Below are 20,336 nucleotides of genomic sequence, written 5' to 3'. Positions count from 1 at the left end.
TACTTCAGTAGGGGCGTGACAACACCATGGGGTGATGTGACGGCCTGCGCCTGATCCATAACTTCCTCGGATAGCCACCGAGGAGGAGCCCATGTCCATCATGGATCTGCGACAAGTCAACGTCGCCCCCGTTCAACAGCACTCACACACCCCACGTGACACCGGCATCGACCTCGTGCGTGCCCTGTGCGTACTCGGCGTGGTCATGCTGCACGCACTGATGGTCGGAGTCACCGTCACCGACGCCGGTCCCCTGTTCGCGAATGCGAGCGACGGAGCCTGGTGGACCACGCCACTCAGCTGGGTGCTGCAGGTGATGCCGTTGTTCTTCGTGATCGGCGGCTTCGCCGGGTACACGTCCTATCTGCGTGCGGGGCAGCGTGGCGGCGCAGCGACGGAGTTCGTCGCCGCACGCATCCACCGACTGCTCCTGCCCGCTGTGTGCACGATCGCGACGGTCGGCATCGTCCTGACGGCGTTGCTGCTCAACGGCGTTCCCGCAGACCTGGTCTCGATTGCCGGCTACCGCTTCGGGCAGCCACTGTGGTTCCTCGGTGTCTTCCTGCTGTGCCAGGCGTTACTCCCTGCCCTGGCCACCGCACATCGCCGCGCGCCGTGGCTGACGATCGCGCTGCTCGCTGCCACCGCCGCTGCGGTAGATGTGGTGCGCAACACAACCGCAATCGACGGCATCGGCTTCGTGAACCTCGCGTTCGTCTGGCTTGCGCTGCAGCAGCTCGGCTTCTTCTTCGCCGATGGACGCATCGACGCCCTCACCCGTCGCACTCGGATGCTGATCGCCGGTGCTGCGGTCGCCGTGTTGCTGCTCAGCTTCGCACTCGGCGTGCATTCCCCCGACCTCATCGCGAACATCAACCCACCCACAACGGCGTTGCTGCTCGTTGGCGTCGCGCACACGATGGTGCTGTCGGTGATGCGTCTCCGCCTGGCCGAGTGGAGCCTGCGCCCACTCCCCACCGCGTTTCGGAAATTCGTGACACCACGTGCCATGACCATCTATCTCTGGCACATGCCGATATTGCTGGCGATGGCGGGAGCGAGCGCGGTTTTCGCAATCGTGACAGGTGTCGCCCTACCGGTGCCGAGCAGCGTGGAATGGTGGATGACCCGGCCACTGTGGCTCGCGGTCGTTCTCGTGCTGACGGCAGGCGTCGCCTATCTTCTCGCCGGGATTGAATCGCGGCGCGTCCCCGCATCGACGCGTTCGTCGCGGCGTCTGTTCACCGCCACGACGATGGGACTCGTCGCCATCGTCGAACTGCTGGTGTTCGGTGCGACACCGCTTACCACCGCCATCGCGGCCGGTCTCCTCGTCGTCGCCCTCCGCCTCGCACGGAAGAGATCACGCAGGACGGATCAGTTCCGACCGGCTCCAATCGGTCGTGATGATTCCGCTGCGTGCCCGAGCCGGAGCCCAGGAATCACCGCGACGATCGCCAGCACGATGCAAAACACGAACACGACGACGAATGCGTCGGGGCCTCCGCCGAGTGCCGCCACGCCGAGCCCCGCGAGTGCAACCGCGACGGCCGAGCCAGTGGCATCCGAAATCGAGAGCGCGGAAGAGTTGAATCCTTCGCTCCCCGGAGCCGAGTACGCCAGCGTCAACACGGTGAGCCGCGGGTAGAACAGACCCATGCCTCCCCCTGCGAGTGCCCACCCCACCACGATGATGATCGGCGACGCCTCGGTGACTGCCGTGACCAGGACCGCAAGTAATGCGGCGAGAACGAGCGCAAGGCTGATCATCGCGATGCGGCGATTCCCGAGCGATTCTCCGTATCGGCCCTGCAGCGCGGATCCTCCGGCCCAGGTGAACGCCGCCAACATCAGGGCGATGCCTGCCCACGTCGGCGAGAACTCGAACTGTGCCATGAGCAGATACGGGATGTATGCCTCGGTGGCGAAGAACGCACCGGCGACGAGTCCACGCACGAGCACGACGCTCGGTAACCCACGCGCCGAACGCAGCGTTCCCCTGGGCACGAGTGGAAGAATCGCTATGCCGATGATGAGAACGGCGACGGCGGCGGTCGGCCAGCCGATGAGCGGAGGCGCATCGGCGGCAAGTCCGACGCTCACGGCAGAGACCGCGACCACGACGGCGAGCATGAGCCGCACCCAGACGCCTCCGGCCTGGCTCGCTGCGCCGGCTCCGAGATCGAGCCCGCGCAGCCGCACCGCGATCACCATAAACGCACCGGCGGTGAGCACAGCCACCCCAAGGAAGGCCCAGCGCCAGTCCAGGAACTCAGCCACCGCACCCGCGAGGAACGGCCCGATCATCGATGGCACCACCCAGGCGGCCGCGAAGGCTGCGAAGACCCGTCCATGCAGGTGAGGCGGGTACAGCCTCGCGACGACGACGTAAAGCGCGACGGTCTGACCGCCCGCGCCCAGCCCCTGCACCAGCCGGCCGAGGAGGAACTGCTCCATCGTGATTGCGAAACCGGAGATGAGGAGCCCGATGATAAACAGGGACACCGCCGCGTACAGAGCACCACGTGGCCCGCGGGCATCTGACCACGCACCACAGGCGACCATGCCGATGACGCTGGTGGCGAGCGTGCCCGCGAATGCCACAGCGAAGAGCGCCTCGCCATCCAGCGCCTCGCTGACCACAGGCATGACTGTCGTCATCGCGAGAGCCTCGATCGCGCCGAGGAAGATCAGCGCGATGGCACCCACTGTGACCCAGAGACGTTCCCGGTCCCAGATCGAGGCCGGCTGTGTCTCATTCATGCGGCGCCGAGCGCAGCCATGCGGGTGATGGCCTCAGTGATGATCTCTGGGCTGGTGCCGAAGTTCAAACGCACGTGTCCGGCGCCCTCTACTCCGAACGCTGGTCCATAGTGCAGTGCCACCTTCGCTTCACGCAGGATGCGCTTGGAGGGGTTGTCGCCCCAGCCGAGGGCTGTGAGGTCGATCCAGGCGAGGTATCCGGCATCTGGAATCCGAAAACGCGCCGCGGGCAGATGTTCGGCGAGCAGCCTTGCAACCAGTCGCCGGTTCTCGTCGAGCGTGAGCAGAAGGTCGTCCAGCCACTCGTCGCTGGACTCGGAGAACGCCGCGATCGCAGCAAGCAGACCGAACTGTCCGGTGCGCCAGAACACTTCAACAGGCATCCCGCGCACCACCCGAGTGGTCTCATCGGATGCCGTGACCATCAGCGCGCATTTGAGACCCGCGAGGTTGAACGCCTTGCTGGCGCTCACGACGGCGTAGCCGACGGCACGTGCGGCATCAGACACATTCAGGAATGGCGTAAATCCTGCATCCGGCTGCGCGAGCGGTGCGTGGATCTCATCGGAGACGACAACCGCACCATGCGCTGCGGCGATCTCAGCGAGGGCAGCAAGAGATGCGGCAGAATGAACGGTGCCGGTCGGATTGTGTGGGTTGCACAGTAAAACTGCACGCGCACCAGAGTGAACCTGGTCACGGATCGCGTCGAGATCCAATTCCCATTCTGCGCCCGTGTCGCGTAGCGGCACACGCTCGACGATGCCACCAGCCTCCTCGACGACATCGAAGAACGGCGGGTACACCGGAGTGGTGACGATCACGCGATCGCCGGGAATGATCACACGCCGCAGAATCTCGACGATGCCCATGCTGACGTCTGCGGTCGAACGGACCCGCGCCGGATCCACCGTCCAGCCGAACCTCCGTTGCGCAAAGCCCGCATAGGACTCGGCGAGCGGCGTGCGCGAGGCCGTGTAGCCGGTGTCACCACTGGCGACGGCACGCTCGAGCGCCGCCGTGATCGCGGGCGCGAGCGCGAAGTCAGTCTCCGCGACGAACAGCGGCAGCACGTCGGCGGGGTACTCCCGCCACTTCGCGCTGGTGCGCTCACGCAGCTGCTCGAGCGGGAGCGCCCTGACCAACCCGGTCACGTCACTTCTCCGTTACGTCGCTACTCGGTCACGTCAAATAGCGAAGCCGAGGGCGCGCATCATGTCGCGTCCGTCGTCCGTGATCTTCTCAGGACCCCACGGCGGCATCCACACCCAGTTGATGCGGAACCGATCGACGACGGCGTCCAGCGCCTGCGCCGTCTGCTCTTCGAGCACGTCGGTGAGCGGGCACCCTGCGCTGGTCAGCGTCATGTGGATGACAAGAGCGTCATTCTCGTCATCCCAGCCGAGGTCATAGATGAGCCCGAGGTCGACGACATTGATCCCGAGCTCAGGATCCATAACGTCCTTGAGCGCTTCGGTGACCTCGTCGAACTTCTCTGGTGCAAGCGTCGCGGTCATGTCCTCAGCCTACGCTTCGATTGGGGCAGAGGGGTCAAGGAAGCGGTCGTAACCTTCGTCCTCGAGGCGGTCAGCCAACTCAGGTCCGCCTTCTTCCACGATCTTTCCCCCCACGATGACGTGTACGAAATCGGGGCGGATGTAGCGGAGAATGCGGGTGTAGTGCGTGATCAGCAACACACCGAGCCCGGTGTTCTCCTTCGCCCGGTTCACGCCTTCCGACACGATCTTCAGCGCATCAACGTCAAGGCCGGAGTCCGTCTCGTCCAGCACAGCGAACTTCGGCTTGAGAACCTCGAGCTGAAGAATCTCGTGACGCTTCTTCTCGCCACCGGAGAAGCCTTCGTTCACGTTGCGCTGCGCGAACTTGGGGTCCATGCGCAGGTTCGTCATCGCGGACTTGACGTCCTTGGTCCAGGTGCGGATCGCGGGCGCTTGGCCGTCGAGTGCCGTCTTGGCCGTACGCAGGAAGTTCGTGACCGTCACGCCAGGAATCTCGACCGGGTACTGCATCGCAAGGAAGAGTCCGGCGCGGGCGCGCTCGTCGACCGTCATCGCCAGCACATCGGTGCCGTCGAAGGTGATGGTGCCACTGGCAACGGTGTACTTCGGGTGCCCGGCGATCGTGTACGCGAGGGTCGATTTTCCTGAGCCGTTCGGGCCCATAATCGCGTGGGTCTCACCGGTCTTCATGGTGAGGTTGATTCCGTTGAGGATCGGGGTCGTACCCGCCTCGGTGTCGACCGTCACATACAGGTCGCGGATCTCAAGAACAGACATTCAAACTTCCTTCGTCACAGTGGGATCAATGAGCACATCGTCGCCGTCGATCACGACGACGTAGACCGGAACGGGCTCATAAGCGGGGAGATTCTGGGGGATGCCGGTGCGCAGCGAGAACGCCGAGCCGTGTGCCCAGCATTCCAACGTGTCGCCTTCGACGAAGCCCTCGGACAGCGAGATCTCTCCGTGGGTGCAGACATCGCCGATGGCGTGGACCTCACCGGCGGAGTCGAGAACGACCGCCATGGGCACGCCGTCGAGCTCTACCCGCATCGGGGCGTCCTGTTCGAGCTCGCTGAGTGCGCATGCGCGCTGAGCGCTCATACGTCGGCCTTTGCAAGCTCGGTGTCGATCGCCGCGAGCAATTCGCTCTCCAGCGTCGGGAGGCCGAGTCGCAGCACGACATCCACGAGGAAACCGAGCACGACCAGTCGACGGGCTTCTTCCTCGGAGATACCGCGAGACTGCAGGTAGAACAGCTGCTCATCGTCAAAGCGTCCGGTGGCGCTGGCGTGGCCCGCACCGAGGATGTCTCCGGTCTGGATCTCGAGATTTGGGATCGAGTCGGCGCGTCCACCCTCAGTGAGTACCAGGTTTCGGTTGGCCTCATAGGAATCGGTGCCGGTGGCATCCGCTCCGATCAGGACATCGCCGATCCAGACGCTGTGTGCGCCCTTGCCCTGGAGTGCGCCCTTGTAGAGCACGTCGCCGATGGTGTGCGCACCCTTGTGGTGCAGATACACCTGGCTCTCGAGATGCTGGCCGGCATCCGCGTAGGTCAGACCGTACATCTTTCCTTCGGATCCGGTGCCGGCGAGCTCGACGTTCGGGTTCACTCGCACGATGCCACCGCCGAAGCTGATGACGAAGTGCTTGAGCGTGGCGTCGTTGTCGACGCGCGCCTGGTGTGATGCCGCGTGCACGGCGTCATCTTCCCAGCGCTGGACGGAGATAACCGTCAGATGGGAACCGGCGCGGGCGATGATCTCGACGTTCTGCGCGTACTGGGCCGAGCCCAGGTGACGCAGAACAACGGTTGCGGCACTGTGCTCGAGAGCCTCGATCACGATGTGCGCGTCAGCACGCTTGTCAGCGCCCTGGCCGGTGATCGTGATGAAGATCGGCTCGGCGACCTCTTCATTACGTGGGATGCGCACGTGCATGCCCTCGGCGGCACCCTGCCATGCCACGGCCGCGACGATGTCTTCAGGAACGAAGAACTCGCCGCGCGGAGCGACACCAGCAGCCAGCGGCTCGCCGATGTACTGCGCACCCGTCGTGATCTCGTAGGTGACGCCGTCGTTCTGCTCAGCCGGTGCGAACAGGCTGGTGAGCTTTGCTACCGGCGTGTGCTTCCAGTTGACCTCGCGGCCGGTCGGCGCGCCGAAGTCTGCAGGTTCAAAGGAGCGCGGGCGCTCCGAGCGAGTCTGCACGGGGACGAATCCTGCGTCGGCCACCTGGGCGGCCGGGTCAATGTGCGCGTTCGTCTGCTGCGCCTCGCTGGGCGCTGTCGTAGAGGCGGTCATTCAGCCGACCGATCCTTCCATGCCCATTTCGATGAGCTTGTTCAATTCCATCGCGTACTCCATCGGCAGCTCGCGTGCGATCGGCTCGATGAAGCCGCGGACGATCATCGCCATGGCTTCAGTTTCTGCCAGGCCGCGCGACTGCAGGTAGAAAAGCTGCTCTGCGCTGACCTTCGAAACCGTGGCCTCGTGACCGAGCTGCACATCGTCGACACGAATATCGATCGACGGGTATGTGTCCGAGCGCGACTGAGTATCAATCAGCAGCGCGTCGCAGACAACCGAGTTCGCCGAGTGATGAGCGGCAGGATCGACCCGCACCTCGCCGCGGTAAGCGGAACGGCCGCCCCCGCGAGCGATCGACTTCGAGACGATCGATGACTGCGTGTACGGCGCCATGTGCACCATCTTTGCGCCGGCATCCTGGTGCTGGCCCGGTCCGGCGAACGCAACAGAAAGAGTCTCGCCCTTGGCGTGCTCCCCCATCAGGTAGATCGACGGGTACTTCATCGTCACCTTGGAGCCGATGTTGCCATCGACCCATTCCATCGTCGCGCCTTCGTGCGCAACTGCACGCTTGGTAACGAGGTTGTAGACGTTGTTCGACCAGTTCTGGATCGTCGTGTAGCGAACGCGTGCGTTCTTCTTCACGATGATCTCAACGACAGCCGAGTGCAGCGAGTCCGACTTGTAGATCGGGGCCGTGCAGCCCTCGATGTAGTGGATGTAGCTGTCTTCATCGGCAATGATCAGCGTCCGCTCGAACTGACCCATGTTCTCGGTGTTGATGCGGAAGTACGCCTGCAGCGGGATCTCGACGTGCACGCCCTTGGGGACGTAAACGAACGAGCCACCAGACCACACGGCCGTGTTAAGGGCGGCGAACTTGTTGTCGCCGGCGGGAATGACGGTGCCGAAGTACTCTTCGAAGAACTCGGGGTGCTCGCGCAGCGCCGTGTCAGTGTCCATGAAGATGACGCCCTGTGCTTCCAGATCCTCGCGGATCTGGTGGTAGACGACCTCGGATTCGTACTGAGCGGCGACACCGGCGACAAGGCGCTGGCGCTCAGCCTCGGGGATGCCGAGCTTCTCGTAGGTGTCGCGGATCTCCTTCGGGAGATCTTCCCAGGACTGTGCCTGCTTCTCCGTCGAGCGGACGAAATACTTAATGTTGTCGAAGTCGATACCGCTGAGGTCTGCACCCCAGGTCGGCATCGGTTTGCGGCCGAAGAGCTGATAGCCCTTCATGCGGTTCTTCAGCATCCATTCCGGCTCATTCTTGAGAGCCGAGATGCCGCGCACGACGTCCTCGGAGATTCCGCGCTTCGCGATGGCACCTGCGGCGTCTTCATCGTGCCAGCCGAATTCATACACCCCCAGACCATCGAGTTCTGGGCGGTCGATCAGCACATCCGACATCACACTCTCCTTGTTGGGCCTCAACGGTGTCATCCGCCCCGACACCTCGGCCTCGTCGAGTACGCGAGGTGGGTGCCGCTGGTGGGCCTCATCACGGACGCATTCTTCGCGCCTAAACTGTTGCTGATGCGTCTCGCGCTGAGCGCACGCATCGCAACAATCCGATTCTACAGGTTCCCCCTGACAAACGGGCCGCGCCCGTCTGCCTGCGCGTGGACCGGAGGACATATGCACGACACCACTGCACTGGTCGACTCTCCCGCACGGATCGGCGGGCCCATCAAGATTGGTCGGCCGCTGCGGGTGTTGGCGTGGCTCTCCTTCCTCGCCGAGGTCATCATCATCGGTACCGGCGGTGCGGTGCGGCTGACAGGATCGGGCCTCGGATGCTCCGAATGGCCGTTGTGCACGCCGGAATCCCTGGTGCCGACGCCCGAACAGGGCATCCACGGCATCATCGAGTTCGGAAACCGCACGATGACCGGGCTGGTGGGAATCATCGCCATCGCCGTGCTCCTGCTCGCGCTGCACGCGATCGGCGGACGGCGCTCTGTCGTGGCTGCATTGTGGTTCGCGCTGGGCGGCATCGCCGCAGGCATCGTGTGCTTCGTGATCGCCTATCTGCTCGGGCTGCCCGGGTTCCCGTTCTTCTCACTGGGGCTGCTGCTGGTGACTATCGCCGGTGGCATCCATTCACTGTGGATCACCCCCGCCAGGCGTGACCTGACCTCGCTCGCCTGGATCATCCTGATCGGTGTGGTCGCCCAGGCCTTCGTCGGCGGCATCACGGTACTTACCGGCCTCAACCCCTCCATCGTGGGCTTCCACTACGCGTCGTCGCTGCTTCTGGTGTGCGTCGCCGCGGCATTCCTGGTGCGGATGCGCGAGTCGGATGCGGTGCGCGAACGCGTCGTCCCGCTGTGGTTCGCGATGCTGTCGCACCTCACCGGCCTCGCCCTGGCCGTGACGATCTTCTTCGGTGTGCTCACCACCGGCTCGGGTCCGCACTCGGGCGATGTGAACGTGATTCGGGACGGCTTCGACGCCACGTTCCTGGCTCACGTGCACTCCTGGCCCGGCTACATCCTCGCCGGCCTCGTCGCTGTTCTGACTATTGCGGCATGGGTTCTTCGGCTTGAGCCTCGACGCTGGCTGCTGGTGCTTGTTCTGGCGATCCTGGTACAGGTCGGCGTCGGCGTGTGGCAGGCACGCGATGGGCTGCCCGAGATCCTGGTCGGCATCCACATGGTCCTCGCAGCGCTGTCGGCCGCCGCCTACACAGTGTGTGTCCTCCGCCAAAAGCGCCCCCTCCCCTAGCCCCTAACCCCTTGCGAGTGGGCAGGTGTGGCTCGAAAATCACGCGCAACAGAGCCACAACTACCCACTCGCAGAGGGCTTGCGCGTGCTGCGCGCACATGCTGCGCATAGGAATCGCAGGGGGTACGCATTGGCGAGACAGGGACGCTGGGAGCATGAACAAACTCACCCGCAACATCTCGTACTGGCTGCTTCTCGTCTTGTCTCTCGCATCTGCCGCGGTCGGTGGATGGATCATCACCAACCAGAGCACAACGATGAGCACCGCACTGCTGGATGGAACGGCGACTGGCGTCGAGGTCTACGTCGGGCAGTCTTTGATCGTCACCGGTGCCGTGATTCTCGGCGCAGGCATCATCGGCCTGCTCCTGGCTCTTGCGCTGGCCGCGGCGAAGGCTCTGCTTCCCGCCACCGCACCGGCCGTCGTCGCGCCGATCGATTGGACAGCCGAGGATGCGGATGCCTCGGACGCTGCGCCAGCAGAAGCGACGGCCGCCGCTACCGAGGACGAGCTCGCTACCCGCTGACTCAGCCTTCAGATCCCGGGAGAACGCAGCATCTCCCGGGATCTGCCGAGCTAGGGCTTGTCCAGGTCTTCTTGAATCACGTCCACCCAAAAATCGGCGAGCCTACCGAGAAGTTCCGCTTCTGTGGGCTTGATCCGATTGATGATAAATCCGCCGTAGTCGTTGACGTCAACCCGTTCGAGCAAGTCAGCGTCACCGGCAAACTGCTTCCGTAACTTCTCGTAGAAGAACTTCGGATTCTTCTCTTTGAACCAGCGAGGCTCGAGGGAAACGTGCACGAACTTTTGGCGCACATGCAGCATCCCAACACGCTTACGCGCAACCTCGATGACCCAGCCTTGGGTGTCGCTTTCCGGGACGCCGATATGCACCTGCTCTGAGGAGTCCTCCAATCGAGTGCAGAACTGTTCCGGTAGCGCCAGCGCCCCGGGACGAGCCGCCCATGGCGCCTTCTGCGCAATGCGCTGCTGACGCGCATCCGCACCGTATACCTTCGGTCCGCGCCGCGATGTGGATGGCGTGGAATCAGCACCAGAGCTCGTGGTGATGGCCTGCCTCAACACTGATTCGAACGCTCCAACGTCGAACCCGTCGCGGTTCTTGAACTGGCTCATGATTTCGCTGGCCAGCTGACCAAAACGCTTGCCGCCTGCTTCGATACCGGCCTCGACAAGAAGCTTTTCAGCGTCTGCGGAATTTTGCACTTCGTCCGCTTCAGTCGAGTTGCCTTCACTTGCCACGAAGAATCTTTGGAAAATAGATGACTCTTCGACGTCGCCCGACACGAGTTCCAGATATGCATCAGGATAGGCCGTCTGCAGGCACAGAATCGCGAAGAGTTGCAGGGCGGTGGATTGTCCGGTTGCACCCCGTTCATCGCTCTGCTGGCGTCCGATCGTGGAAATGCCGCGCAGGAGCATGAATGTATTGATCAGGCGCTTGATCGATCGCGGGTTGCTCCCGACCGAATACTGGATCAGGCCCAAGAAGCTCGATCGTTCGTCGTCCGAGAGCACCAACCTCGTTTCCTTGATCAACTCGTCGAGGAAGACCTCCAGTCGATACGCCCCGACGGGCATCTGGAACGGCACCTGGATGATCTTGTCGAAGAACGATCGGGCCTTCGCCCGGCCCATGCGCGAACCGTACTTATCGATGACGCCCTGCTGCACGACCGAGAAGTCGATGGCAAGCACAAACACACAGTGCGGCACATCGAGAAACAGCTTCAGCGACTCCATCAGTTCAACTGCTTTACGCGGCTCGAGCCGGTCGAGATCGTCGATGAATACGACCAATCGTCCCGTATCTGCGTCACCGTCCGCCGTGACGAGCTCTTTGACAGCCGCCGCGAACTTGGCCTTCACGTCCACGAGAACCGCCGCCACGTCTTCAACGGGCGCTCCACCGTTGCGTTTAGCGAGAGCCACGCGCGCCTCGGCTGACACTTCTTGCACGACGCCGCTGAGTGCGCCCAGCCCGACGAACCCTAGTCCGGTTTGTAGCACGCTCAACCCGGCCGTAGAGGCGATCGGCAGCAGTGCGTTCAGAAACTCTTTGCGCTTTTCCGCACCCTTCTTGCCTGGTTCCGCGAGCAGAAGATGCGCGCCAATGTTTTCGAGCAGGCTTCCCACCAGCCGACCCTGCATTTCGAACTGCGAGTACTGCCAAGTGTTGAATCGGATCGTGTACACCGGCGCTTCTTCGGTGGCCTCCGGTGCGTTCTTTGGCGGGTCGGAGAGGCGGAAGTGTCCGTGCGGCGCAAGCTGGCGCTCGGCAAGCAGCATCATGTTCGTCTTGCCGGTACCCCAGTCGCCCTGAACGGCGATCGTCATCGGAGTCTGGCATCCACCGATGAAGCCGCTCAGCCCTTCGACGTACGGCTGAATGCTCAGCCAATCCTCGCCGAGCGGAGTATCGATGACTCCCCGCGTGTCATCCGAACCGTTCTTGGCTTTCTTGTCCCCCGACGACACTGTGGCTCCTTCTGCTCGACGACGATTCCCGTCATCGTAGCGTCAGAAGGAGCTGCCTCGTGCGCCTAGAACGGAAGCAGCGGGTCGACCGCCACAGCGACGAACAGCAGAGTCAAGTAGCTGATCGAGGCATGGAACACCCGCATCGGACGCGGCTGGGTTCCACGCACTGCTTCGCTGTACAGGCGGTGCGACTCGTATACGAACCATCCGCCGAAAACGACTGCGGAGACGGTGTAGACCAGACCCATGCCTGCGATCGGGATCAGCAGCAGCGAGCAGACCAGAGTGGCCCAGGCGTACAGGATCACCTGAAGGCCGACCTGCGAGGCGTTACGCGTGACACCGAGCATCGGAACGTCCGCACCCTCATAGTCATCGCGGTACTTCATCGACAGCGGCCAGTAGTGCGCGGGCGTCCACAGGAAGATGAGCACAAACAGCACGATGGCCGGCCATGCGAGCTCTCCGGTGACGGCAGACCAGCCGATCACCACGGGGAAACATCCTGCGATGCCGCCCCAGATGATGTTCTGCTCGGTGCGACGCTTGAGGATCATCGTGTAGATCACGACGTAGAAGAAGATCGCCGCGACCGACAGCGTCGCTGTCAGCCAGTTGGTGGTGGCGAGCAGCCACACCGTGGATGCCACGGCGAGGACCCACGAGAAGATCAGTGCGGCGCGCGGTGAGATCTCACCTGTGACGAGCGGCCGGTTCTCGGTTCGGTGCATGTGCGCATCCATGTCCCGGTCCAGGTACATGTTGAACGAGGCGGCGGAGCCGGCACTGAGTGAACCGCCGATGACCGTGGCGAGGACGAGCCAGAGATTCGGCATCCCGCCTTCGGCGAGGAACATGACCGGCACGGTGGAAACGAGAAGCAACTCGAGCACACGGGGCTTGGTCAGCGACACGTACGCCTTGATCGTCTTAACAATCGGACGTTTCACCGCCGTCGTCTGCGACATGGTCGAGATAACGATCGCCTCCTCAGCACACACCAACGACAACCCTCTCAGTCTAGAGCAAGCAAACTGAACGACTCGCAACGTAAGAAGCATTTGATGGCTGACCTCACCCCGCTATGCTGAAAACCACTCGCGCGCCCGGCGCTGTGCACCTATCCGTGACGATGCGGAGGCGCCAGGGGAATTCGGGCGCCCTCGAAGTTGTTTGAAAGGGCATGACCGTGACGGAATTCCAGTGGGCTGAGATCGATCGACGTGCGGTTGACACCGCGCGACTTCTTGCGGCGGATGCCGTAGAGAAGGTCGGCAACGGCCACCCCGGCACAGCGATGAGTCTCGCTCCGGTCGCTTATTTGCTCTACCAGCAGGTGCTGCGCCACGACCCGACGGATACCGATTGGCTGGGTCGCGACCGTTTCATCCTTTCGGTCGGCCACTCCTCACTCACGCAGTACGTGCAGCTTTACCTGGGCGGCTTCGGCCTCGAGCTCGACGATCTCAAGGCGCTGCGCACCTGGGGGTCACTGACTCCTGGTCACCCGGAGTACGGCCACACCAAGGGTGTCGAGATCACCACCGGCCCTCTCGGCCAGGGCCTCGCCTCTGCCGTGGGCTTCGCCTACGCCGCCCGCTACGAGCGTGGCTTGTTCGACCCGGAGGCAGCGGCGGGTACGAGCCCGTTCGACCACTTCGTCTACGTCGTCGCCGGTGATGGAGACCTTCAGGAGGGTGTGACCAGCGAAGCAGGGTCCCTCGCCGGACACCAGCAGCTGGGTAACCTGATCGCGATCTACGACTCGAACCAGATCTCGATCGAAGACGACACGGACATCGCCTTCACCGAAGATGTGGCGGCTCGCTACGAGGCCTACGGCTGGCAGGTCATCACCGTCGATTGGAAGAAGACCGGCGAATACGTCGAAGACGTCGCCGAGCTGAACGCGGCAATCGAGGCTGCCAAGGGCGAGGCCTCCAAGCCGTCGCTGATCATCCTCAAGACCATCATCGGCTGGCCGTCGCCCGGCAAGCAGAACTCCGGCAAGATCCATGGATCTGCGCTCGGCGCCGATGAGCTTGCCGCGACGAAGAAGGTGTTGGGCTTCGACCCTGAGCAGCACTTCGCTGTCGCCGACGATGTCATCGAGCACACCCGCGCCCTCGCGGCCCGCTCGGCCGAAGAGCGCGCTGCCTGGCAGACGTCCTTCGACGCCTGGGCTGCTGCGAACCCGGAGCGCAAGACACTGCTCGACCGGCTTGAGGCTCACGAGTTGCCCGCCGACATCGAGGCGGCTCTGCCAGTATTCGAGGCCGGCAAGGATGTCTCCACACGAGCAGCATCGGGTCAGGTCATCAACGCGCTGGCCGCGGAAATGCCCGAACTCTGGGGTGGTTCCGCCGATCTCGCCGAATCGAACCTCACGACCATCAAGAACGCATCGTCGTTCGTCCCGACCCAGTGGTCTACGCACGAGTGGTCTGGCAACCCGTACGGACGCGTCCTGCACTTCGGCATCCGCGAGCACGCTATGGGCGCGATTATCAACGGCATCGTGCTGCACGGTCCGACCCGCGCTTTCGGCGGAACATTCCTGATCTTCAGCGACTACATGCGCCCCGCCGTACGTCTCGCGGCGCTCATGAACATTCCGAGCATCTACGTCTGGACGCACGACTCCGTTGCACTCGGCGAAGACGGTCCGACCCACCAGCCGATCGAGCAGCTCGCGACTCTGCGTGCGATCCCAAACTTCACGGTGGTGCGCCCGGCCGATGCCAACGAGACCTCTGCCGCGTGGCTCGAACTGCTGCGTCGCAACGGCGGTCCGGCCGGCATCGCACTGACGCGTCAGAACGTTCCGGTGTTCGAGCGCGGCGACGACGCAGCCTCCGGTGACGTCTTCGCGTCCGCGAGCAACACCTCCAAGGGCGCCTACGTGCTCGCTGAGGCTCCGAACGGCACCCCTGACGTCATCCTCATTGCGACCGGCTCCGAGGTGCAGCTCGCCGTCGCCGCACGCGAGACGCTGGCAGGCGAGGGCATCAACGCCCGCGTCGTCTCGGCCCCGTCACTGGAGTGGTTCGACGAGCAGGATGCCACCTACCGCGAGTCGGTACTTCCGGCAGCTGTCACTGCCCGGGTTTCGGTCGAGGCAGGATCATCCCTCACCTGGCACGGCATCGTCGGCACCCACGGCCGTTCCGTCGCGATCGACCACTTCGGTGCATCCGCCGACTACAAGACTCTTTTCCAGCAGTTCGGCATCACCGCCGAAGCCGTCGTCGAGGCGGCACGCGAGACAATCAAGGAGAACGCATGAGCACCCCCACTTCTCAGCTTCACGACGCCGGCGTCAGCATCTGGCTCGATGATCTCTCCCGCACCCGAATCAGCTCTGGCAACATCGCAGAGCTGATCGAGTCCCGTAACGTCACCGGCGTCACGACGAACCCGACGATCTTCGCGAACGCGATCACCAACGCGGATGACACGTCATATGACGCGCAGGTCGCAGAGCTCGCCGCGTCCGGTGCCACTGCTGTGGAAGCGGTATTCGCAGCCACCACGCAGGACGTCGGCGCAGCGCTCGATGTCTTCCGCCCCGTGTGGGAAGCATCCGGTCACGTCGACGGTCGCGTCTCCATCGAGGTCTCCCCTGACCTCGCGCACGACACCGACGGCACCGTGGCACAGGCCAAGGAGCTGTGGGCAAAGATCGACCGCCCGAACCTGCTCGTGAAGATCCCCGCTACCAAGGCTGGTCTGCCCGCGATCGCCGAGACGATCGGCGCTGGTATCAGCGTCAACGTCACACTGATCTTCAGCCTGGAGCGCTACGCCGGAGTCATCGACGCGTACCTCACTGGTTTGGAGACGGCCAAGGCCGCTGGCGTCGACCTGTCGACGATCCAGTCCGTCGCCTCGTTCTTCGTCTCGCGCGTCGACACCGAGACCGACAAGCGTCTCGAGGCCATCGGCACCGATCAGGCTCTCGCTCTCAAGAGCAAGGCCGGACTCGCAAACGCGCGCCTCGCCTACGAGCTGTTCGAGCAGACGTTCGCCGGTGACCGCGCCAAGGCGCTTCTGGATGCTGGCGCGAACCTGCAGCGTCCGCTGTGGGCTTCGACCGGCGTGAAGGACCCCGCGTTGCCCGACACCCTCTACGTGACGGAACTCGTTGCGCCGGGCGTCGTCAACACGATGCCGGAGAAGACCCTCGAGGCAACCTTCGACCACGGCGTCATCACCGGCGACACCATCACTGGTGGCTATGAGGCGGCACGTGCAGTCTTCGCTGGTCTTGCTGAGGTCGGCATCGACTTCGCCGATGTCACCCAGGTTCTCGAGGACGAAGGCGTCGCGAAGTTCATCGATTCCTGGCACGATCTGCTGGCACAGGTTGCCAAGGGGCTCGAGGCCCAGCGATGACCTTCTCGATCCACGCCTCAGGCGCGGCGAAGGTTGCGATCGATGAGGTCGTACCTCGCCTGGTCGGCGATCTCATCGCCTCACGCATCACGGGGTTCGACGCCACGCTCTGGGGCGAAGCCGCTGAAGAAGAAGCGTCGAAGCGACTCGGCTGGGTCGAGGCCGTCTCGGTCTCCCGCCCGCTGGTCGCCGAGATCATCGCGCTGCGGGACGAACTGCATGCCAAGGGCGTGACTCGTGTGGTCCTCGCCGGCATGGGCGGCTCTTCGCTCGCTCCGGAGGTCATCGCCCAGACCGCTGGCGTCCCGCTCACGATCCTTGACTCGACGGCTCCCGGACAAGTGCTGGCAGCGCTCGATGAGGGCGTTGCTGACACCGTTCTTGTCGTGTCCTCCAAGTCAGGTTCCACCGTCGAGACTGATTCGGCGAAGCGCACGTTCGAGGCGGCTTTCCGTGACCTCGGTATCGACCCGAACGAGCGCATCGTCGTGGTGACCGATCCCGGCTCGCCGCTCGATGTCGCCGCTCGTGAGGGCGGTTACCGCGTCTTCAACGCCGACCCGAACGTCGGCGGCCGGTACTCTGCGCTGACAGCGTTCGGTCTGGTGCCCTCCGGACTCGCCGGTGTCGACATCGCCGAGCTTCTCAATGAGGCTGAGGCGACCCTCCTGCAGGTGGCAGTGGATCGGGCAGACAACCCCGCATTGCGGCTCGGCGCTGCGATCGCAGCCACCACCCCGCGTCGGGACAAGCTCGGCCTGATCACGGATGGCACGCATATCAAGGGCCTGCCGGACTGGATCGAGCAGCTCATCGCAGAATCCACCGGCAAGGACGGCACCGGCATCCTTCCGGTCGTCTTGCTTCCGGTCTCCCCCGAGGTCGAGAACGTTCCTGCCGACCTGCAGATCGTGCGCCTGGTCGACGACGCGAACGAGTTCCACCTGCGCGAGCGTCACCAGGGTGAGATCCTCGTCAGCGGCTCGCTCGGCGCGAGCCTGCTGGTCTGGGAGTACGCCACCGTGATCGCGGGTCATCTACTCGGAATCAACCCCTTTGACCAGCCTGACGTCGAATCGGCCAAGATCGCCACTCGCGGTCTGCTGGATGCTCGTCCAGAGCCGACCGCGCCGGCATTCGTGGAAAACGGCATCGAGGTTCGGGTGTCCGATCCGGCACTGGCCGCATCGGGCAACATCGAGGCAGTGTTGGATGCCCTGTGGGCACAGCTGCCGGAAGACGGCTACGTCTCGATCCAGGCATATGTCAACCGCCTCGAACTGCCACAACTGCTGGGCCTTCGCGAGCTGGTCGCAGCCGACTCCGGTCGTCCCACCACGTTCGGGTGGGGCCCGCGTTTCCTGCACTCCACCGGTCAATACCACAAGGGTGGACCCGCGCAGGGTGTGTTCCTGCAGATCCTAGAGCGCACCGACGTGGATCTGGAGATCCCTGAGCGCCCCTTCACCTTCGGACAGCTCATCCAGGCACAGGCCGCCGGCGACACCGGCGTACTCGCCGAGCATGGTCGTCCGGTCGTGTCGCTCACGATCACGGATGACTCAGCCGACGTACTCGCTCTGTTCGAAGCCGCCCAGAAGTAAATTCGTAGGAGATTCCCCCGCCGATGACCGCTCCCGTATCACGCAGCCATAACCCGCTGCGCGACCCCGACGACCGTCGCCTCAATCGCATCGCAGGTCCCAGCGCGTTGGTGATCTTCGGTGTGACTGGAGACCTTTCTCGTAAGAAGCTCATGCCAGCGGTGTATGACCTCGCGAACCGGGGGCTGCTGCCTCCTGGGTTCGCGCTGGTCGGCTTCGCCCGTCGCGATTGGAAGGACCAGGACTTCGCCCAGGTCGTCTATGAAGCCGTGAAGGAGCACGCACGCACTGAGTTCCGCGAGGAGACCTGGCAACAGCTGCTGCAGGGCATCCGCTTCGTCTCCGGTGAGTTCGACAACCCCGAGTCATTCGCGAAGCTCCGCGAGACGGTCGAAAAGCTCGATATCGAACGTGGCACGATGGGCAACCACGCGTACTACCTGTCGATCCCGCCGAAGTCGTTTCCGCTTGTCACCAAGCAGCTGAAGGCTTCTGGACTCGTCGGCGAGGAGCGCGGTGAGGACCAGTGGCGTCGGGTGGTGATCGAGAAGCCGTTCGGTCACGACCTGGACTCTGCTCGGGCGCTGAACCAGGCGCTGGAAGTGGCATTCCCTGCGGACTCGATCTTCCGCATCGATCATTACCTCGGCAAAGAGACAGTGCAGAACATTCTTGCTCTGCGCTTCGCGAACGAGCTGTATGAGCCGCTCTGGAATCGCAACTACGTCGACCACGTGCAGATCACCATGGCTGAAGACATTGGCGTTGGTGGACGTGCTGGGTACTACGACGGCATCGGCGCGGCGCGTGATGTGATCCAGAATCATCTTCTTCAGCTCCTCGCGCTCACCGCAATGGAGGAGCCCATCAGCCTCTCCGCCGAGCACCTGCGCTCCGAGAAGGAGAAAGTGCTCGCAGCCGTGAAGCTGCCTGACGATCTCTCCCTGGCCACCGCCCGCGGGCAATATGCCGGCGGCTGGCAGGGCGGCCAGGAGGTCGACAGCTTCCTCGGCGAAGACGGTATGAACCCTGACTCCGTCACCGAGACATATGCAGCCATCAAGTTGGAGATCGCGAACCGTCGATGGGCGGGCGTGCCCTTCTACCTGCGCAGCGGCAAGCGCCTGGGGCGTCGGGTGACCGAGATCGCCGTGGTGTTCAACCGCGCGCCAGAACATCTGTTCGGCCGAAGCAACGCATCGGAGCTCGGGCAGAATGCGCTTGTCATCCGTGTGCAGCCGGATGAGGGCGTCACGATCCGCTTCGGCTCGAAGGTTCCTGGGGCGGGCACCAACGTGCGCGACGTGACCATGGACTTCGGTTATGGCCACGCATTCACCGAAGCGAGCCCCGAGGCCTATGAGCGACTCATTCTCGATGTGCTCCTCGGTGACCCGCCACTCTTCCCCCGCCATGAAGAGGTGGAGCTGAGTTGGAAGATTCTCGACCCTGTGGAGAAATACTGGGCTGCTCAGGGCGGCCCCCTGGAGCAGTACGCCCCAGGATCCTGGGGTCCGGCATCCGCTGACGCCCTTCTTGCCCGCGACGGACGAGTCTGGAGACGACCGTGATCATTGACCTTCCCGACACGACCGTCAGCCAGGTCGGCAAGCAGCTCGTCAAGGTGCGCGAAGAGGGCGGCGCTGTCGCCCTCGGCCGTGTGCTGACGCTCATCATCTCGGCGCGTAACGGTGTGGCCGAAGCCGCCATCGACGCGGCCAATGACGCTTCTCGCGAGCATCCGATGCGGGTCATCGTGCTGACCACAGGCGAGGGGCCCTCTCACCTCGACGCGCAGATCCGCGTCGGCGGGGATGCTGGCGCGAGCGAAGTCGTTGTCCTGCGTGCCTACGGCGCCGCCGCCAGCAACGAAGAAAGCCTCGTCACCGGATTGCTGTTGCCGGATGCGCCCGTCGTTGCATGGTGGCCGGAGGAAGCACCGATCGATCCGGCAGCCTCGCCGCTGGGTCGCATTGCGCAGCGCCGGATCACGGATGCCGCGACCACTCCCGATGTGCGCGATCGACTCGCACTGCTCGGCAAGACGCATGCCCCGGGCGACACTGATCTTGCCTGGACGCGTCTCACGCATTGGCGCGAGCAGCTCGCGGCAGTGCTCGATCAGCCTCCCTATGAGCCGGTTACCGCTGTCGAGGTGCACGGTGCCGCAGCATCGCCGTCAACCGCTCTGCTGGCCGCGTGGCTGCGCCTTTCACTCAAGGTGCCGGTGACGTGGACGTATGAGAACCCAGGACATTGGGAAGCCGGCATCAAGTCGGTGCGTCTGACACGCGCCAGCGGCGACATTCTGCTGGAGCGACCGGAGACCAGCGTGGCGGTGCTCACACAGCCGGGCCAGCCTGATCATGAGTTGCATCTTCCTCGTCGCACCCTGCGCGAGTGCCTGGCGGAGGAGCTCCGGCGCCTCGACCCCGACGTCCTGTACGGTCGAGTGATTACCGAGGGCTGGGAGAAGCTGGGTCCGCCCGAGACTGGAGAGTGAACG

The 20,336-nt window shown here is 63.8% G+C and carries 16 protein-coding genes and 1 pseudogene; 8 read left to right on the top strand and 9 right to left on the bottom strand.

What is annotated here, in order from left to right:
• Positions 1 to 91: 91 nt before the first annotated feature.
• Positions 92 to 1,177, top strand: a pseudogene (locus ACSU1G_RS00810) (acyltransferase family protein); the annotation flags it as partial.
• Between the two features lie 200 nt (positions 1,178 to 1,377).
• Here the strand turns inward: ACSU1G_RS00810 and ACSU1G_RS00805 are convergent.
• The 7 genes from ACSU1G_RS00805 to sufB are packed head-to-tail and all read right to left on the bottom strand — an operon-like array spanning position 1,378 to position 8,008.
• The gene (locus ACSU1G_RS00805) at positions 1,378 to 2,763 is read right to left on the bottom strand and encodes an MFS transporter (RefSeq protein WP_439278004.1); all 1,386 of its coding nucleotides are present in this window, start codon (positions 2,761 to 2,763) and stop codon (positions 1,378 to 1,380) included.
• Positions 2,760 to 3,917 (bottom strand): MalY/PatB family protein, encoded by a 1,158-nt coding sequence (locus ACSU1G_RS00800; RefSeq protein WP_439278003.1) that lies wholly within the window; start codon positions 3,915 to 3,917, stop codon positions 2,760 to 2,762. Before ACSU1G_RS00800 ends, ACSU1G_RS00805 begins: the two co-directional genes overlap by 4 nt.
• Before the next feature lie 33 nt (positions 3,918 to 3,950).
• Positions 3,951 to 4,280, bottom strand: coding sequence for a metal-sulfur cluster assembly factor (locus ACSU1G_RS00795; RefSeq protein WP_439278002.1), 330 nt, complete (start codon positions 4,278 to 4,280; stop codon positions 3,951 to 3,953).
• Between the two features lie 9 nt (positions 4,281 to 4,289).
• Positions 4,290 to 5,060, bottom strand: a complete 771-nt coding sequence (gene sufC, locus ACSU1G_RS00790) for a Fe-S cluster assembly ATPase SufC (protein ID WP_439278001.1) — start codon at positions 5,058 to 5,060, stop codon at positions 4,290 to 4,292.
• Entirely contained in the window at positions 5,061 to 5,387 is a 327-nt protein-coding gene (locus ACSU1G_RS00785; protein WP_439278000.1) for a non-heme iron oxygenase ferredoxin subunit, read from the bottom strand.
• Entirely contained in the window at positions 5,384 to 6,589 is a 1,206-nt protein-coding gene (sufD, locus tag ACSU1G_RS00780) for a Fe-S cluster assembly protein SufD (RefSeq protein ID WP_439277999.1), read from the bottom strand. Before sufD ends, ACSU1G_RS00785 begins: the two co-directional genes overlap by 4 nt.
• On the bottom strand, positions 6,590 to 8,008 hold the full coding sequence (gene sufB / locus ACSU1G_RS00775) for a Fe-S cluster assembly protein SufB (protein WP_439277998.1): 1,419 nt from the start codon (positions 8,006 to 8,008) through the stop codon (positions 6,590 to 6,592).
• Positions 8,009 to 8,236: 228 nt separating this feature from the next.
• Between sufB and ACSU1G_RS00770 the strand changes: the two genes are divergently transcribed.
• Positions 8,237 to 9,325 (top strand): COX15/CtaA family protein, encoded by a 1,089-nt coding sequence (locus ACSU1G_RS00770; protein ID WP_439277997.1) that lies wholly within the window; start codon positions 8,237 to 8,239, stop codon positions 9,323 to 9,325.
• A 155-nt stretch (positions 9,326 to 9,480) separates the two neighbouring features.
• Entirely contained in the window at positions 9,481 to 9,852 is a 372-nt protein-coding gene (locus ACSU1G_RS00765; protein WP_439277996.1) for a hypothetical protein, read from the top strand.
• 50 nt (positions 9,853 to 9,902) lie between these two features.
• Here ACSU1G_RS00765 and ACSU1G_RS00760 read toward each other — a convergent pair whose 3' ends face one another.
• Entirely contained in the window at positions 9,903 to 11,828 is a 1,926-nt protein-coding gene (locus ACSU1G_RS00760) for a KAP family P-loop NTPase fold protein (protein ID WP_439277995.1), read from the bottom strand.
• 65 nt (positions 11,829 to 11,893) lie between these two features.
• Positions 11,894 to 12,799, bottom strand: coding sequence for a heme o synthase (locus ACSU1G_RS00755; RefSeq protein WP_439277994.1), 906 nt, complete (start codon positions 12,797 to 12,799; stop codon positions 11,894 to 11,896).
• A 215-nt stretch (positions 12,800 to 13,014) separates the two neighbouring features.
• On the opposite strand from ACSU1G_RS00755, the gene tkt reads away from it, so the two are divergent.
• From tkt to ACSU1G_RS00730, 5 genes are read left to right on the top strand one after another with little or no spacing between them, the layout of a single operon-like run.
• The gene (gene tkt, locus ACSU1G_RS00750) at positions 13,015 to 15,117 is read left to right on the top strand and encodes a transketolase (RefSeq protein ID WP_439277993.1); all 2,103 of its coding nucleotides are present in this window, start codon (positions 13,015 to 13,017) and stop codon (positions 15,115 to 15,117) included.
• On the top strand, positions 15,114 to 16,226 hold the full coding sequence (gene tal / locus ACSU1G_RS00745) for a transaldolase (RefSeq protein WP_439277992.1): 1,113 nt from the start codon (positions 15,114 to 15,116) through the stop codon (positions 16,224 to 16,226). The genes tkt and tal overlap by 4 nt, the downstream gene beginning before the upstream one ends.
• Complete coding sequence (locus tag ACSU1G_RS00740; RefSeq protein ID WP_439277991.1) at positions 16,223 to 17,830, top strand: glucose-6-phosphate isomerase; 1,608 nt, start codon at positions 16,223 to 16,225, stop codon at positions 17,828 to 17,830. Before tal ends, ACSU1G_RS00740 begins: the two co-directional genes overlap by 4 nt.
• A 23-nt stretch (positions 17,831 to 17,853) precedes the next feature.
• Positions 17,854 to 19,401 (top strand): glucose-6-phosphate dehydrogenase, encoded by a 1,548-nt coding sequence (gene zwf / locus ACSU1G_RS00735; protein ID WP_439277990.1) that lies wholly within the window; start codon positions 17,854 to 17,856, stop codon positions 19,399 to 19,401.
• Positions 19,398 to 20,333, top strand: a complete 936-nt coding sequence (locus ACSU1G_RS00730) for a glucose-6-phosphate dehydrogenase assembly protein OpcA (RefSeq protein WP_439277989.1) — start codon at positions 19,398 to 19,400, stop codon at positions 20,331 to 20,333. Before zwf ends, ACSU1G_RS00730 begins: the two co-directional genes overlap by 4 nt.
• The last annotated feature ends 3 nt before the right edge of the window (positions 20,334 to 20,336 follow it).

It is taken from the genome of Microbacterium sp. A93 (assembly GCF_051842835.1).
This window is presented reverse-complemented; position numbering and strand designations above follow the sequence as displayed.

Bases quoted from the DNA above. Each gene is read 5' to 3' on its own strand.
- ACSU1G_RS00805 (WP_439278004.1), bottom strand. From the start codon at position 2,763: ATGAATGAGACACAGCCGGCCTCGATCTGGGACCGGGAACGTCTCTGG.
- ACSU1G_RS00795 (WP_439278002.1), bottom strand. From the start codon at position 4,280: ATGACCGCGACGCTTGCACCAGAGAAGTTCGACGAGGTCACCGAAGCG.
- sufC (WP_439278001.1), bottom strand. From the start codon at position 5,060: ATGTCTGTTCTTGAGATCCGCGACCTGTATGTGACGGTCGACACCGAG.
- ACSU1G_RS00785 (WP_439278000.1), bottom strand. From the start codon at position 5,387: ATGAGCGCTCAGCGCGCATGCGCACTCAGCGAGCTCGAACAGGACGCC.
- sufD (WP_439277999.1), bottom strand. From the start codon at position 6,589: ATGACCGCCTCTACGACAGCGCCCAGCGAGGCGCAGCAGACGAACGCG.
- sufB (WP_439277998.1), bottom strand. From the start codon at position 8,008: ATGTCGGATGTGCTGATCGACCGCCCAGAACTCGATGGTCTGGGGGTG.
- ACSU1G_RS00770 (WP_439277997.1), top strand. From the start codon at position 8,237: ATGCACGACACCACTGCACTGGTCGACTCTCCCGCACGGATCGGCGGG.
- ACSU1G_RS00765 (WP_439277996.1), top strand. From the start codon at position 9,481: ATGAACAAACTCACCCGCAACATCTCGTACTGGCTGCTTCTCGTCTTG.
- ACSU1G_RS00755 (WP_439277994.1), bottom strand. From the start codon at position 12,799: ATGTCGCAGACGACGGCGGTGAAACGTCCGATTGTTAAGACGATCAAG.
- tkt (WP_439277993.1), top strand. From the start codon at position 13,015: ATGACCGTGACGGAATTCCAGTGGGCTGAGATCGATCGACGTGCGGTT.
- tal (WP_439277992.1), top strand. From the start codon at position 15,114: ATGAGCACCCCCACTTCTCAGCTTCACGACGCCGGCGTCAGCATCTGG.
- ACSU1G_RS00740 (WP_439277991.1), top strand. From the start codon at position 16,223: ATGACCTTCTCGATCCACGCCTCAGGCGCGGCGAAGGTTGCGATCGAT.
- zwf (WP_439277990.1), top strand. From the start codon at position 17,854: ATGACCGCTCCCGTATCACGCAGCCATAACCCGCTGCGCGACCCCGAC.